This window comes from Streptomyces sp. NPDC014907, assembly GCF_055562975.1.
On record NZ_JBVHEG010000003.1, the window covers coordinates 62,418 to 76,802 of the forward strand.

Sequence of the window (14,385 nt, forward strand, 5' to 3'; positions counted from 1 at the left end):
CGCGCACTGCCGGACCGGCCCCGCCGCCGGAACGCTGGACGCATGACCTACGCGATCCAGGCGGAGGACCTGCGCCGCGGCTACACCGGCGGCCACGAAGCCGTACGCGGCGTCTCCTTCACCGTCCCCCACGGCGAGATCTTCGCCCTGCTCGGCACCAACGGCGCCGGCAAGACCTCCACCGTCGAACTCCTGGAGGGCCTCGCCGCCCCCAGCGGCGGCACCGCCCGCGTCCTCGGCCACGACCCGTACCGGGAAAGGGCCGCCGTCCGCCCCCGCATCGGCGTGATGCTCCAGGAAGGCGGCTTCCCCGCCGACCTCACCGTGGCCGAGACCGTACGCATGTGGGCCGGGTGCACCAGCGGAGCCCGGCCCCCCGGGGAGGCCCTCGCCGCCACCGGGCTCACCGGCCGCGAACGGGTCGGGGTCAAGCAGCTGTCCGGCGGCGAACGGCGCCGGCTCGACCTCGCCCTGGCCCTCCTCGGCCGCCCCGAGGTCCTCTTCCTCGACGAACCCACCACCGGCCTGGACGCCGAGGGCCGCCGCGACACCTGGGACCTCGTCCGCGCCCTGCGCGACGGCGGCACCACCGTGCTCCTCACCACCCACTACCTGGAAGAGGCCGAAGCCCTCGCCGACCGGCTCGCGATCATGCACGGCGGCCGGATCGTCCTCTCCGGGACCCCGGCGGAGATCACCGCCTCCCGGCCCGCCCGCATCCGCTTCGCCCTCCCCGACGGCGTACCGGCCGGACGGCTCCCCCTGCGGCTGCGGGCCGCCGAACACGGCGGACGGGTGGAGATCCGCACCGCCTCCCTCCAGGACGACCTCGCCGCGCTCCTCGGCTGGGCCCGCGACGCCGGCGTGCGGCTCGGCGGACTCGACGCCCGGTCCGCCTCCCTCGAAGAGGCCTTCCTGCACGTGGCCTCGCGGCACTCCGGAACGGAGGACACCCCGTGACCACGACCTCCCCGGCGGCCTCCCCCGCCACGGGACGCGCGGCGGACCCGGGGACCCCCGGGGCCTCCTCCCGCCGGACGCGGCTCACGGCACTCGGCCGGGCCGAACTGACCCTGCTCGTCCGCAACCGCACCGCGCTCTTCGCCGGCGTCCTCGTCCCCCTGCTCATGGTCGGCGTGATCCGCGGCTCCCTCCGGAACGCCGCCCTCGGCCCGGCGGGCACGGGCATCGCCGGGGCCGCCGTCACCGGAGGCATCGGCATGGCCCTCCTGATGGTCGTGCACGGCAACCTCGTCGCCGCCTTCGTCGCCCGCCGCGAGGCCCTCGTCCTCAAAAGGCTGCGGACCGGCGAACCCACCGACACCGAGATCCTGGCCGGGATCGCGCTGCCCGCCGCCGCGCTCGCGCTCGCCCAGTGCGCCGTCCTGACCGCGGGCGGCGTGGCCGTCCTCGGCCTGCCCGCGCCCGCCCGGCCCGGCCTGCTCCTCGCCGGGGTCCTCCTCGGCACCGTCCTGCTCACCGGCGTCGCCGCGGCCACCTCCGCCGTCACCCGCACCGCCGAGAGCGCCCAGCTCACCACCCTGCCGCTGCTCCTGGTCTCCTCCGTCGGCTCCGGGCTCTTCGTCCCCCTCTCCCTCCTGCCCGAGCACGTCGCCTCCGTCTGCGCGCTGCTGCCGCTGACCGGCGTGATCACCCTCGTACGGGCCGGCTGGTCCGGCGGCGCGACCCCCGGGGAACTCACGGGCGCCGTGCTGACGACGGCGGCCTGGGCCGTACTCTCGGTGTTCGCCGTCCGGCGGTGGTTCCGCTGGGAACCACGGCGGTGAACGACGAGGGGCGGACGCGCGTGAAGAGCTGGAGCGGACGGAGCAGCACGGCCAAGGTCGACCTGTACACCCGCGCCACCGCGTACACGCTGGTGTGGGGCGCCGTGTTCGGCCTCGGGCTGCTCCTGGCCACCCGGCCGGTCCGGCACGAGGCCCCGCTCCTCCTGGCCGTCGCCGCCTCGCTGCTCAACCCCCTCAACGGCCTCCTCGGCCACCGCTTCCTGCGACGCGCGATGGACGCCTACCTGCGGCCGGGAACCACGGTCCGGCCGCGCGAGGCGCTGCCCTCGGCGGCGGCCGGGGCCGCGACCGCCGGCGCCGTCCTCCTGGTGACCGTCACCACCGGCGCGGACGGCCTCCTGACCCCGATGCTCACCACGGCGTCCGTCCCCTTCTTCGCCGGGCACGCCCTGGTCGTCCGCGTGCGGACCGTGGTCCTCCACCAGGCGGCCTGGGGAGCCGCGCTCCTCGTCCTCGCCCCGCTCGCCGGGCGGGACGCGGCCCGGGCGGCGATGACGGCGGCGGCCGTCCTCTTCGTCACCGGCTGGCTCGCCGTCACCGTCCGCCTCTCGCTGTGGGTGCTCGGCGTCCTCCTCGAACTGCACGAGGCGCGTGACGCGCGGGCCCGGCTCGCGGTCGCGGAGGAGCGGCTGCGGTTCGGCCGGGACCTGCACGACATCCTCGGCAGGAACCTGTCCGTGATCGCCCTCAAGAGCGAACTCGCCGTCCGGCTCGCACGGCGCGAGCGCCCCGAGGCCGTCGACCAGATGATCGAGGTCCAGCGCATCGCCCGGGAGTCCCAGCGGGAGGTGCGGGACGTCGTGCGCGGCTACCGCGAGGCGGACCTGCTGGTCGAACTGGAGGGCGCGCGGGGCGTGCTCGGCGCGGCCGGGATCGACTGCGCCGTGGACGCGGGCGGGGCGACGGGGCCCGTCCTGTCCGGCGGGGTCCGGGCGGCCCTCGGCTGGGTGGTCCGGGAGGCCACGACGAACGTGCTGCGGCACGGGGACGCCCGGCACTGCGCGATCCGCGTGCGCGAGGAGGAGGACGGGACGGTGCTGCTGACGGTGGAGAACGACGGCGCGGGGGCCGCCGGGAGGGGGGACGGTTCCGGTACCGGTCTCCTCGGCCTGCGCGAACGGCTCGCCCCGCTCGGCGGAACCCTGGAGGCGGGCCCCGGCGACGGCGGCACGTTCCGGGTGACGGTCAGGGTCCCCTCCGGCCGGACGGAGAACGGGACGGAGAACGGGACGGACGCGCGGGCGGACGGAGACCCCGCGGGCCGTACGGGGGTGGGGGCCGCCGGGGGGACCCCGGACCATACGGGGGCAGGCGCGGCCGAAGGGTCCCCGGACCGCACGGGGGCGAAGACGGCCGAAGGGCCGGTGGACCGTACGGGGGCGGGCGCGGGTCCCCGTCCGGGAACGGCCGGGCCCTCCGCGAGCCGTACGGAGGCCTCCCGGTGAACGCCCCCGCACGCGTGCGCGTGCTGCTCGCCGACGACGAGCACCTGATCCGCGGCGCGCTCGCCGCGCTGCTCGGCCTGGAGGACGACCTCGTGGTCGTCGCCGAGGCCGCCACCGGCCCCGAAGCGCTCGCCATGGCCCGCGCCCACCGCCCCGACGTCGCCGTGCTCGACCTCCAGATGCCCGGCATGGACGGTGTGACGGTGGCCACGGCCCTGCGGGACGAACTGCCGGACTGCCGGACCGTGATCGTGACCGGTCACGGCCGGCCCGGACACCTCAAGCGGGCCCTCTCGGCCGGGGTCCGGGGCTTCGTCCCGAAGACGGTCAGCGCCCGGAGGCTCGCCGAACTCGTCCGCACCGTCCATGCCGGAAACCGTTACGTGGACCCGGAGTTGGCGGCCGACGCCATCGCCGCCGGGGACTCCCCGCTGACGGCGCGGGAGGCCGAGGTGCTCGAACTGTCCGCCGACGGCGCCCCCGTCGCGGAGATCGCCCGCCGCGCCGGGCTCTCCCCCGGGACCGTCCGGAACTACCTCTCCTCGGCCGCCGCGAAGCTCGGTGCCGAGAACCGTCACACGGCGGTGCGTCTCGCGCGGGCGAAAGGTTGGGTATAGTGGTCTCCGCGCTACGGCGCATGCGGACGTGGCTCAGTTGGTAGAGCATCACCTTGCCAAGGTGAGGGTCGCGAGTTCGAATCTCGTCGTCCGCTCCACGAAGAAGCCCCCGGTCGGTCCGACCGGGGGCTTTCTCGTGCCCGCAGCACGGGGTCTTCCCCGGCGCGGACGCCACACTCCGGCGGAGGGCCCGCCCGTCCGGGCGCCCCGGCACGCGTGTCGTCCACGCGCCCCGGGGCGGAACGGACCTCAGCTCCAGGTGTTGCCGGTGAGGCGCTCGTACGCCTCGACGTACTTGGCGCGGGTCGCGTCCACGACCTCCTGAGGCAGGGCCGGCGGGGGCTGCTCGCTCCGGCGGTCCCAGCCGGAGGCCGGGGAGGTCAGCCAGTCCCGCACGAACTGCTTGTCGTACGAGGGCTGGGCGCGGCCCGGCCGCCACTGGTCGGCCGGCCAGAAGCGCGAGGAGTCCGGGGTGAGGACCTCGTCGGCGATGACGAGCCGGTCGCCGTCCGGGGTGCTCTCGAAGCCGAACTCGAACTTGGTGTCGGCCAGCACGATCCCGCGCTCACGGGCGATGTCCCGGGCCCGGGAGTACACGGCGAGGGTCGTCTGGCGCAGCAGCGCGGCCGTCTCGGCGCCGACCTGGCGGGCGACCTCCTCGTACGACACGTTCTCGTCGTGGTCGCCCACGGCGGCCTTGGTGGCCGGGGTGAAGATCGGGCCGGGCAGTTCGGAGCCGTCGGTCAGCCCCTCGGGGAGCGCGAGCCCGCAGACCGTGCGGGACTCCTCGTACTCGGCCAGGCCGGAGCCGGTGAGGTAGCCGCGGGCGACGCACTCGACCGGGACCATGTCCAGCGACCTGCAGACCAGGGTGCGGCCCGCCCAGTCGGCGGGGGCACCGGCGGGCAGGTCGGTGGAGAGGACGTGGTGCGGGACCAGGTCGGCGAGCCGGTCGAACCACCACAGGGAGAGCCGGGTGAGGACCCGGCCCTTGTCGGGGATCTCGGTGGGCAGCACCCAGTCGTACGCGGACATGCGGTCGCTCGCCACCATCACGAGGTCACCGGCCTCGTTCCGGTACAGGTCGCGCACCTTGCCCGTGTGGAGATGGGTGAGGCCCGGGACCTGGACGGGCTCGGGCTTTTCTACGAATCCGGACACGGTTCCTCCGCGTAGGTTGATCCAGGAGCGCCCCGATTCTCTCGCACGGGCGCGGACCACCCGCGGGCGGGCTCTCCGGGCGCGGTCAGTCCCTTTTGCAGATCCGGTCGAGGAGGTTCGCGGTGGCGCGCTGGACACGGGGGTCGACGTGCCCCGGCCGGTCGAGCGCGGGCGACCAGGCGAACGTGCCGGAGGCGAAGACCCAGGCCCCGGACGGGGCCCGGTAGAGGGACGTCTCCTGGTGGCGCAGGACCCCGTCGCCGTCCCGGTAGGGCGAGTGCGCGAGCAGGATGCGGCTCTCGTGCTCGGGGAGGGCGGTGCGCGGGAAGTAGCGGTCGGCCTCCCCCGCGACCAGGCCCGGGATCTCGTCGCCGTCCCCGGCGCCGGTGGCCTCCCAGAGCCAGTGGCCGGCGTTCCGCACGACCAGCGGGTGCGGTTCGGGCACCCGGCCCGCGTACTGGATGCCGAGGAGCTGCTGTTCGGGGCGGCCCGCCTCGCGCCAGAGGGCGGGCCGGCCCGGTCCGCGCCGCTTGCGGCAGGTGAGGAGCCGGTCCGGCACGCCGGAGGGCGAGGGGCCCAGCTCCACCTGCCAGTACATGGTGTTGGCGGAGAGGAAGACGAGCGAGGTCCCCAGGTCGCGGGCGCGCTCGGCGGCCCGGCGCATCGGCACCGACCAGTACTCGTCGTGGCCGGGGAAGACCAGGCCCCGGTAGCGGCCCGGGTCGATCCGGCCCGCGTGCAGGTCGCGCGTCTCGGCGTACGCCAGGTCGTAGCCGTAGCGCTCGGCCCAGCGGATGAAGTCGTAGGCGTGCCCGACGTGCAGGGGGAGGCCCGCGCCCGCGTAGGGGCGGTCGAAGGAGACGGTCACGGCCGCCTCCTCCTCGCCCAGCAGCCGGCCCTCCTCGTCCCAGGCGTGGTAGAGGCTGGCGCCGGTGCGGCCGTCCTCCGGGTAGAGGTTGTACGCCTGCCAGGTCACGTCCGGGAGGACGAGCAGCAGATCGGCCGGCTGGTCGTCGCGGACCGTGAAGGGGACGTGGGAGCGGTGCCCGTCGGCGGTGGTGAGGACGGCGACGTACGCGCCGACCGACCAGTAGCCGGGGACCTGGAGCCGCCAGGACTGCCACCAGTGGTGGCAGGAGACCGTGCGGTCGGCGGTGAGCGGGGGCGGCTGGACGATCCCGGAGATGCGCGGGCTGGTGGTGATCTTCGCGGCGCCGACGCCGCTGTAGTGACCGATCCGGTAGATGTCGACCGAGAACTGCTGCGGGGGGTCCACGGTGACGTGGAAGTCGATCGACTCGCCCGGCGCGACGGCCCCGCGGGCCGCGAATCCCTTGACCTGGCGCCGGACGTCGTCGGCCGTGCGGGGGCCACCGCCGCCGCCCCGGGCCAGGACCTCGTCCGCGTACCAGGGCACCATCTGGCCGGTGTCGTCGAAGTAGTTGTCCGAACCGCGCAGCCAGGGCAGCGGCCCCTGGCCGAACGGGTCGGACACGGCGTGCGCCAGCGCGCCCGACTCCCACCGCCTGATCTGATCCGCCCCCATGATGCGCCCCTCCCTCGACTCCCCCGGTCCGCCGGCCAGTGTGTGGTGCGTCTTCCGGTCCGCGCCGCTCGGTCGTGCCGCCCGGTCCGTGTCGCTGGGTCGTGCTGTTCGGTCGTGCCGCCTGGTGGTGCCGCTCGGTTCGTGCTGTTCGGTTCGTGCTGTTCGTCTTGCGCCGCCCGGTGGGCGCCGACCGGCGTGCGTCGTGTGGTGGGGGACGCCCGGTTGGCGCTTCTGGTTCGGCTTCTGTCAGTGATGGCCTCCAGCACATCACATAACGCGCGCACTCCGTCACCGTTCGTCGTGAATTGACGAGAACGGAAGCCAAGACTCCGGATTGTGCTCCTGGTCTATGCCCCGGGCCCGTGTCCCGCGCCGCCTCCGCCGCGCGTCAGACGAGGCGCACGGGCTTCTCGGGGCGTACGCCGGTGCGCGCGATCCAGTCCCGCAGCGGCCCGGGGTCCCCGTCCTCCACGAGGGCGAGGACACGGGGGCCGAGGTCCGCCGCCCGCTCCCCGCCGACGAGGAGGGCGGGGCCGTCGAGCCAGTCGAGTCCGGGAACGGCCTCCGCGGTGTCCACGGCCGCGCAGCAGACCATCGCGGTCACGTGGTCGGCGAGCAGGTCGCGGCCGCTCCGGGGCGGCTGGAGCGGGAAGAGCGGGAGGGGCCCGTCGGGACCGGTGACGCCCGTGTACGGGGCGGGGTCCGGCGCCGCGTACGGGGCGGAGCCCGGAGCCCCGTCGGCCGTCGCCCCGCTCCGCGCGCTCTCGGCGGCGACCCTCGCCTCCCGCGCGGCCTCCTCGCGCGCGAGCAGGGCACTGAGAGCCCCGGCGAGCGCGTCGGCGGCGGGGTTGACCGGAAGGGCGTCGTCCAGGTCCGGGAGGTCCGGCGGGACTGACGGGTCCGAAGGGTTCGAGAGAGCCGACGGGTCCGAGAAGGCCGAGGAGACCGGGGAGTCTGACGGGTTCGAGGGGGCTGAGGGGTCCGGGAAGCCTGACGGGCCTGAGGGGTCTGCCAGGCCGGCCGGGATGCCCGGGCCGGTCGAGGCGTCGGGCTTGTCGCCGTCGGGAGCGGGAACGGGGGCGGGAGCGGCGTCCGCGACCGGGCCGGACCCCGGCACCGCGGCGTCCCGTTCCTCCTCCGCGGCCCCGGGGTCCGGCTCCGTCGCCAGGTGGTCGATCACCCGGGACAGGGTCGGTCCCTCGGCGGACGGCAGGGCGCCGGGAGCGGCGGAGGAGGCGGCCGCGCCGAGGCCGTCGAGGACCCGGTGGAGACGGGCCGCGTCCGTGCGCCACTTCCGGTCCACGACCTCCTCCGGGTACTGGCCCCACTCCACCGGCGACCAGTCGGGGCCGGGTTCGGCCGGACCGCCGTGGAAGAGGCGGGCGGCGAGCAGCGAGGTGGCCTCGTCGACCGCACCGGGCTCCTCCAGGAGGTCGCAGGCCGGGCGGTCGCCGAGCCGGGAGGAGAAGCCGTCCGCGAGCCGGTCGCGGCGGGAGAGTTCGGTCAGCGCGGAGACCACGCCCGCGTCGAGCCCGGTGGGCCAGCGGCCCATGCGCCAGGCGGGCAGCGCGACCCGGGTCAGGAGGCGGTCCCAGCCCGCGTAGGCCAGGCCGACCTGTTCCTGCGCCACGATCCGTACGCCGTAGTCGACTTCCTGGGCGCGCTCCGAGCCCGCGGCCGCCACCCCGCGCTCCATCTCGGCGGCGTGTCCGCGGCAGGCCCGCAGCAGGACGCGGGCGACCTGCCCGACACCGCGGGCCCCGAGCCTGCGCACCGGGCCGAGGCCGGGCTCGCGGGGCACGGCGACGGCGGCGTCGAGGCCCCGGACGAAGCGACGGGCGGCGGCTATGTCCGGGTGGGCTGCCGGACCCGTGCCGGCGACGACGGGGGCGAGGACCGCCCGCAGTTCGCCGACGCGCATCCACCAGAGGAAGGGCGAGCCTATGACCAGGACGGGAGCACCGCGGGTGCCGCGGCCGCCCGCCCCGGGGGCCCGGCGGGTCCGGGCGGTCCGGTGGGCGCGGTGGGTCCGGTCCTCCAGCCAGCTGTCGCAGTCCGGGGTCAGGGCTATCGCGGCGGGCGGCGGGACGCCGAGCCGGTCGGCCAGGTCGTGGACGAGCCGGTACAGGTCGGGGGCGGCCGCCTCGGCCAGGTCCACGGTCGGCGTGGCGGCGGGCCGGGCGCGGGCGACGACGAGGGCGACGGCCGTGGCGGCGAGCAGGACGACGACCGCGAGGACGGTCACGACCCGGCGGGCCGTGTCCCAGCCCGTACCGGTGAAGTGGCCGGTGACACCGCCCGCGTACAGGACGACGGCCACCGCGGCGGGGAGCACCGCGAGGCCCAGTGCCCTGCCGCGGACGCGGAGGACGGCGAGGGCCCGGGAGCGCGCGGCGCGCGCACCCCACTCCTCGCCGGCGACGGAACCGGTACCGGTCACGCCGTCCATCACCCCCTCCTGCCCTCGACGGGACTGCCCGTGGCGGTGTTGGTCACTCCCCCACTGTGGCACCCGTCACTGACATCGCAATGCCGGTGGGCCAAGTGCCGGAACGCCTTCGCCGCACCCTAGTTGGGGTGGTGGCGGGCGTCATCCGGATGGCCCAGCCGTCACTCGATGGAATGGCTTTGGGCAAAGGTGATGGCCGTTCGCGCGGCCGTACGGTCCACCGCACGGCCGCGCGAAGGAACCGGCTCCGTACGCGCGGGGCCCGGCCCCTCCGCACACGGAGGAACCGGGCCCCGGCGGACCGGCGATCAGGCCCCGGCGGCCTTGCGCGCGATGTCCGTACGGTGCTGGGAGCCGTCGAGCCGGATGCGGCCGACCGCCGCGTAGGCGCGTTCGCGGGCCTGCGCCAGGTCCCTCCCGGTGGCGGTGACCGAGAGGACGCGGCCGCCCGCGCTCACCACGGCGTCGCCGTCCCGCTTCGTACCGGCGTGCAGCACGTACGCGTGCGGGGCGTCCAGCTCCGCGACCTCCTCCAGGCCCACGATCCGGTCGCCGGTGCGCGGGGTGTCCGGGTAGTTGTGGGAGGCGACGACCACGGTGACCGCGGCGTCGTCCCGCCAGCGGAGCGGCGCCTGGTCGGCGAGGGTGCCGTTGGCGGCGTTCAGCAGGACGCCGGCGAGCGGGGTGGCGAGCCGGGCCAGGACGACCTGGGTCTCGGGGTCGCCGAAGCGCGCGTTGAACTCGATGACCCGGACGCCGCGGCTGGTGATCGCCAGTCCCGCGTACAGCAGGCCGGAGAACGGGGTGCCGCGGCGGCGCAGCTCGTCCACCGTCGGCTGGAGGACGGTCTCCAGGACCTCGTCGACCAGCTTCGGGTCGGCCCAGGGCAGCGGGGAGTACGCGCCCATGCCGCCGGTGTTCGGGCCCTCGTCGCCGTCGAGCGCGCGCTTGAAGTCCTGCGCGGGCTGGAGCGGCAGGACGGTGGTGCCGTCGGTGATCGCGAAGAGGGAGACCTCGGGGCCGTCCAGGTACTCCTCGATGACCACGCGGTCGCACGCGCGCGCATGGGCGCGTGCCTGCTCGACGTCGTCGGTGACGACGACGCCCTTGCCCGCGGCGAGGCCGTCGTCCTTCACCACGTACGGAGCGCCGAAGGCGTCGAGCGCCCTGTCGATCTCCTCGGGGGTGGCGCAGACGTAGCTGCGGGCGGTCGGCACGCCCGCGGCGGCCATCACGTCCTTGGCGAAGGCCTTGGAACCCTCCAGCTCCGCCGCCTCCCGCGAGGGGCCGAAGACGGGGATGCCGGCCGCGCGGACGGCGTCGGCGACCCCCGCGACGAGCGGGGCCTCCGGGCCGACGACGACCAGGCCGGCGCCGAGCCCGGTGGCGAGGCGCGCGACCGCGTCGCCGTCCAGCTGGTCGACGGCGTGCAGCTCCGCGACCTCCGCGATTCCGGCGTTGCCGGGCGCGCAGTGCAGAGCGGTGACGTCGGGATCGAGGGAGAGAGAGCGGCACAGGGCGTGTTCGCGGGCGCCGCCGCCGATGACGAGGACCTTCACGCCAGCCAGAGTAGCCCGCGGAGCGGGATGCCCTTCGTACGGGTCACCGAGCGAGACGGCGCTACTCGTTCGTGTATTCCTCCACAACCGTGGCTCCGAGCTCGCGCACGATCAGGTCGTGCCCGGAGAGGGCCGAGTCGACGAGGTCCGGATCGTCCTCCTCCGGTACGTCGTCCTCGGGCGCCACGGACCGCGGCGCGGGGGCCGGGGGGTACGCGGGCGCGGGCTCCGGCCGTGCGGAGGCGGGCCGTTCGGGTGCGGACGCGGACCGCGGCCGCTCGGGGGCGGGCCCGGGGGCCTGCGGGAAGGGGGGCGCGGGGGCGGCGGGCGGGCCGGACGCGGGCCGGCCGCCGCCTCCCCCTCCGAAACCGCCACCGCCGCCGCCGCCGAAACCGCCGCTGCCGCCTCCGCCGAAGTTGGCGGCGGCGGGCGGGGGCGAGGCGCCGCCCGAGGGATCGATGATCGCCTCGATCTTCCACTGGACGTTGAACTGCTCGGCGAGGGCCTGCTTGAGGACGTCCTCGCTGCCGCTGCCGGCGAAGTTGTCGCGGGCGCCCGCGTTGAGGAAACCGAGCTGGAGGGTGGTGCCGTCGAACCCGGCGACCTGAGCGTTCTGGCTGAGCAGAATCCAGGTGAAGCGGCGCCGGTTCTTGACGGCTTCGAGGATCTGCGGCCACATGTTCCGCACCTGGGCGGTGTCACCGCCGGCGGCGGCGGGCACGGGGGCCTGCGGAGCGGGCTGCGCCTGCGCGGGGGCGGGAGCAGCGGGGGCGGCGGACGCCGCGCCGGGCCAGGCGCCCGGGGCGCCGCCGGAGCCGCCGCTGCCGGGCGCGGCCGCACCGGGCCAGGCACCGGGCCGGGGCGCGGCGGGCGCCTGCGACGGCGCCGCCTGCTGCGGCTGGGGCTGTGACTGCGGCTGCACGGGGACGGGCGCGGCCTGTACGGGCGCGGCCTGCGCCCGCGGGGCGGGCGGGGGCGGGGCCATCGGGGTGTGGGCGTCGGGCCCGGGGACGTACCCCGCGGCGGGCGCGGGGGGACCGGGCGTGAAGACGGGCGCGGGCGCAGCGGCGGCACCGCGCTCGAGCCGGTCGAGCCGGGCCTGGACGGACCGCTCGTCGTCGAAGGCGGCGGGCAGCAGGACGCGCGCGCAGATCAGCTCCAGCTGGAGCCGGGGCGAGGTGGCGCCCCGCATCTCGGTGAGTCCGGTGTTCACGAGGTCGGCGGCCCGGCTGAGCTCGGCGGCGCCGAAGACGGAGGCCTGGGCCTGCATGCGCTCGATCACGTCGACCGGGGCGTCGATGAGCCCCTTCTCGGCGGCGTCCGGCACGGCGGCCAGGATCACCAGGTCGCGCAGCCGCTCCAGGAGGTCGGCGACGAACCGGCGCGGGTCGTTGCCGCCCTCGACGACCCGGTCGACGACCTCGAAGGCGGCGGCGCCGTCACCGGCGGCGAAGGCGTCGACCACGGAGTCGAGCAGCGAGCCGTCGGTGTAGCCGAGGAGCGAGGTGGCCATGGCGTAGGTCACGCCGTCGTCGGCGGCGCCGGCCAGGAGCTGGTCCATGACGGACATCGAGTCACGCACGGACCCGGCGCCGGCGCGCACGACGAGGGGCAGCACGCCGTCGGCGACGGGAATGCCCTCGCGGCCGCAGACCTCGCCGAGGTAGTCCCGCAGCGTGCCCGGCGGCACCAGGCGGAACGGGTAGTGGTGGGTCCGCGACCGGATGGTCCCGATGACCTTCTCGGGCTCGGTCGTGGCGAAGATGAACTTCAGGTGCTCCGGCGGCTCCTCGACCACCTTCAGGAGGGCGTTGAAGCCCGCCGAGGTGACCATGTGGGCCTCGTCGATGATGTAGATCTTGTACCGGCTGGAGGCGGGGCCGAAGAAGGCCTTCTCCCGCAGGTCACGGGCGTCGTCCACACCGCCGTGCGAGGCGGCGTCGATCTCGATGACGTCGATCGAACCCGGCCCGTTCCGCGCGAGGTCCCGGCAGGACTGGCACTCCCCGCAGGGCGTGGGCGTCGGACCCTGCTCGCAGTTCAGGCACCGCGCCAGAATCCGCGCGCTGGTCGTCTTGCCGCATCCGCGGGGCCCGCTGAACAGGTACGCGTGATTGACCCGGTTGTTCCGCAGGGCCTGCTGCAACGGGTCGGTGACATGCTCCTGCCCGATGACCTCGGCGAAGGACTCGGGGCGATAACGGCGGTAGAGCGCGAGAGACGACACGTGTACGAGGTTATAGGCGCCCGCCGACATCCCGGGAAAAACGACCGGGACGGGGCCTCTCCGCCGGGGACCGGCGGGCGACCTCCGGAAGCCTCAGGGAGCGGCGGCGGGAGGCGGACGCGGGGGCAGGACCGGGGACGGGAGCGGGGACGGGAGCGGGATCAGGACTGGGAGCTGCGGCGGGGCCGAGGGCGGACCGGGAACGGGACCAGGACCGGGAGAGGCAGCGGGGCCGGGGGCCGACCGGGAACAGGAACGGGAACAAGGCCGAGGCCGCCCGGTGGCCCGGTTCGGTCCGGAAACGCAAGCGCCCCCCACGCACCCGCCAGAGCCGACCTACCCTTGCTGCCTTCCGGCCCTGGGGGAGTTCAGTCAGATAGCGCCGCGTGAGGGGCTCCGCCCAGACTACCCGATCCCGGCAGCCCCGGACCCCCCCCCCTCCCCCACGAAACCCGCCGCCGGCCCCGCCCCGGATCGAGTTCGCGAGCACCCCCCTCGGTCATGTAATGTTCCCGTCGGAGGATTCGCCTAGAGGCCTAGGGCGCACGCTTGGAAAGCGTGTTGGGGGCAACCCCTCACGAGTTCGAATCTCGTATCCTCCGCCAGTGCCTCACCGGGCACGATGTCGAAGGGCCCCACCGTTCGCGGTGGGGCCCTTCGACGTTGTCCGCCCCCTTCCCCTCCGGTCGGACTCCGAAAAATCCGCCGGCCGGACCCACGGCCTTCTCCGACGGATTTCCTGCGCGTCCACGCAGGGCTCCCGCACCCGAGCGGTGCCACCGGACTTCCCCCCGACGCCCCCGTCTCCGGGGAGACCCGGAACGCCGGGGAACGAAACGCACCCATCACCGTGTGACGTGCTTCACGAAGCCGACCGCCGCGCCCCCGCTCACATCGACCTCTGCGCCTTGCCGGTCCTCCGGGCGGAACCGTCAACCTGTCCCGCTGCCCTCACGCCGGAAAGCCGTTCTCAAAAAGCTCACCCTTAAGGGGTGCGATCCGGCATGAATTCCTTCGTTCACCGGAACGGAGGTTAATTCACGGAAGGGACGTTCCTGCGGCTTCTGTCGCGAAGTCATGCCGATACCTTCTGCCGTGTTCAGCCGACGCACAACTCGACAGAGGTTATCCATGAGGAAGTTGGCTACAGCGGCGGTGGCCGCGGGATTGTTCTTCGGGGGCGTGGGGGTGGCGGTCGCCGACTCGTGGCACTCCGTCCCGGAGGCCTTGGAGACCGGGGGAGCCCGGTTCCAGGCGGTGGAGTACAGGTGGGAGCCCTCCGGCGAGAAGCACGGAGCCTTCCGTTTCAGGGGGACGCTTGTCGACTCCGACGAAAACGACGGGCACAACGTGTACCTCCAAGTGAGGGCGCACCGCTATCCGTGGCAGCGCTTCAACGGCGTGCAGAAGCGCAGCGTCCCGCTCGAAAATACCGTGTACGACGGCGCGACCCTCCACACCAATACGGCCGACATGCGGGTGTGCAGGAACCGCGGATCGCTGCGTCCTGACAACTGCTCGCCGACCCGCGCTTTCAAGCGTTAGCGGTTTCCGGTCCGAGGAGCCGTCCGCC

Annotated in this window: 10 protein-coding genes, 2 tRNA genes and 1 other RNA gene; 7 read left to right on the plus strand and 6 right to left on the minus strand. The window is 75.0% G+C overall.

Translation table 11 applies throughout. The annotated features are described in order from the left end of the window. The first annotated feature begins 42 nt into the window (after positions 1-42). From ACZ3IL_RS09485 to ACZ3IL_RS09505, 5 genes are all read left to right on the plus strand, one after another. Entirely contained in the window at positions 43-960 is a 918-nt protein-coding gene (locus ACZ3IL_RS09485; RefSeq protein WP_467388324.1) for an ABC transporter ATP-binding protein, read from the plus strand. Next, the gene (locus ACZ3IL_RS09490; protein WP_467388326.1) at positions 957-1,787 is read left to right on the plus strand and encodes an ABC transporter permease; all 831 of its coding nucleotides are present in this window, start codon (positions 957-959) and stop codon (positions 1,785-1,787) included. Before ACZ3IL_RS09485 ends, ACZ3IL_RS09490 begins: the two co-directional genes overlap by 4 nt. Continuing rightward, positions 1,784-3,253: a sensor histidine kinase gene (locus ACZ3IL_RS09495; protein ID WP_467388328.1), complete on the plus strand. Its 1,470-nt coding sequence runs from the start codon at positions 1,784-1,786 to the stop codon at positions 3,251-3,253. Before ACZ3IL_RS09490 ends, ACZ3IL_RS09495 begins: the two co-directional genes overlap by 4 nt. Beyond that, positions 3,250-3,870: a response regulator gene (locus ACZ3IL_RS09500; RefSeq protein ID WP_467388330.1), complete on the plus strand. Its 621-nt coding sequence runs from the start codon at positions 3,250-3,252 to the stop codon at positions 3,868-3,870. Before ACZ3IL_RS09495 ends, ACZ3IL_RS09500 begins: the two co-directional genes overlap by 4 nt. A 22-nt stretch (positions 3,871-3,892) precedes the next feature. Continuing rightward, positions 3,893-3,968 (plus strand) — tRNA-Gly (locus ACZ3IL_RS09505). A gap of 151 nt (positions 3,969-4,119) precedes the next feature. Here the strand turns inward: ACZ3IL_RS09505 and ACZ3IL_RS09510 are convergent. The 6 genes from ACZ3IL_RS09510 to ffs form a co-directional block, all read right to left on the minus strand. Beyond that, positions 4,120-5,031: a phosphoribosylaminoimidazolesuccinocarboxamide synthase gene (locus ACZ3IL_RS09510; RefSeq protein WP_467388332.1), complete on the minus strand. Its 912-nt coding sequence runs from the start codon at positions 5,029-5,031 to the stop codon at positions 4,120-4,122. 85 nt (positions 5,032-5,116) lie between these two features. Next, positions 5,117-6,577 (minus strand): N,N-dimethylformamidase beta subunit family domain-containing protein, encoded by a 1,461-nt coding sequence (locus ACZ3IL_RS09515; protein WP_467388334.1) that lies wholly within the window; start codon positions 6,575-6,577, stop codon positions 5,117-5,119. Between the two features lie 388 nt (positions 6,578-6,965). Then, a complete protein-coding gene (locus ACZ3IL_RS09520; protein ID WP_467388336.1) occupies positions 6,966-9,026 on the minus strand; it encodes a M48 family metalloprotease in 2,061 nt (686 codons plus the stop codon). A gap of 308 nt (positions 9,027-9,334) precedes the next feature. After that, on the minus strand, positions 9,335-10,585 hold the full coding sequence (gene purD / locus ACZ3IL_RS09525; protein WP_467388338.1) for a phosphoribosylamine--glycine ligase: 1,251 nt from the start codon (positions 10,583-10,585) through the stop codon (positions 9,335-9,337). Positions 10,586-10,646: 61 nt separating this feature from the next. Beyond that, positions 10,647-12,812, minus strand: a complete 2,166-nt coding sequence (locus ACZ3IL_RS09530) for a DNA polymerase III subunit gamma and tau (protein WP_467388340.1) — start codon at positions 12,810-12,812, stop codon at positions 10,647-10,649. 300 nt (positions 12,813-13,112) lie between these two features. Then, positions 13,113-13,211: signal recognition particle sRNA small type (gene ffs, locus ACZ3IL_RS09535), an RNA gene on the minus strand. A gap of 118 nt (positions 13,212-13,329) precedes the next feature. Here ffs and ACZ3IL_RS09540 point away from each other — a divergent pair. Both ACZ3IL_RS09540 and ACZ3IL_RS09545 read left to right on the plus strand, forming a co-directional pair. Next, positions 13,330-13,417: transfer RNA gene (locus ACZ3IL_RS09540), tRNA-Ser, on the plus strand. Between the two features lie 526 nt (positions 13,418-13,943). Further along, positions 13,944-14,357 carry a hypothetical protein gene (locus ACZ3IL_RS09545; protein WP_467388342.1) on the plus strand — a complete coding sequence of 138 codons (414 nt, stop codon included), beginning with the start codon at positions 13,944-13,946 and terminating at the stop codon, positions 14,355-14,357. Positions 14,358-14,385: the final 28 nt, after the last annotated feature.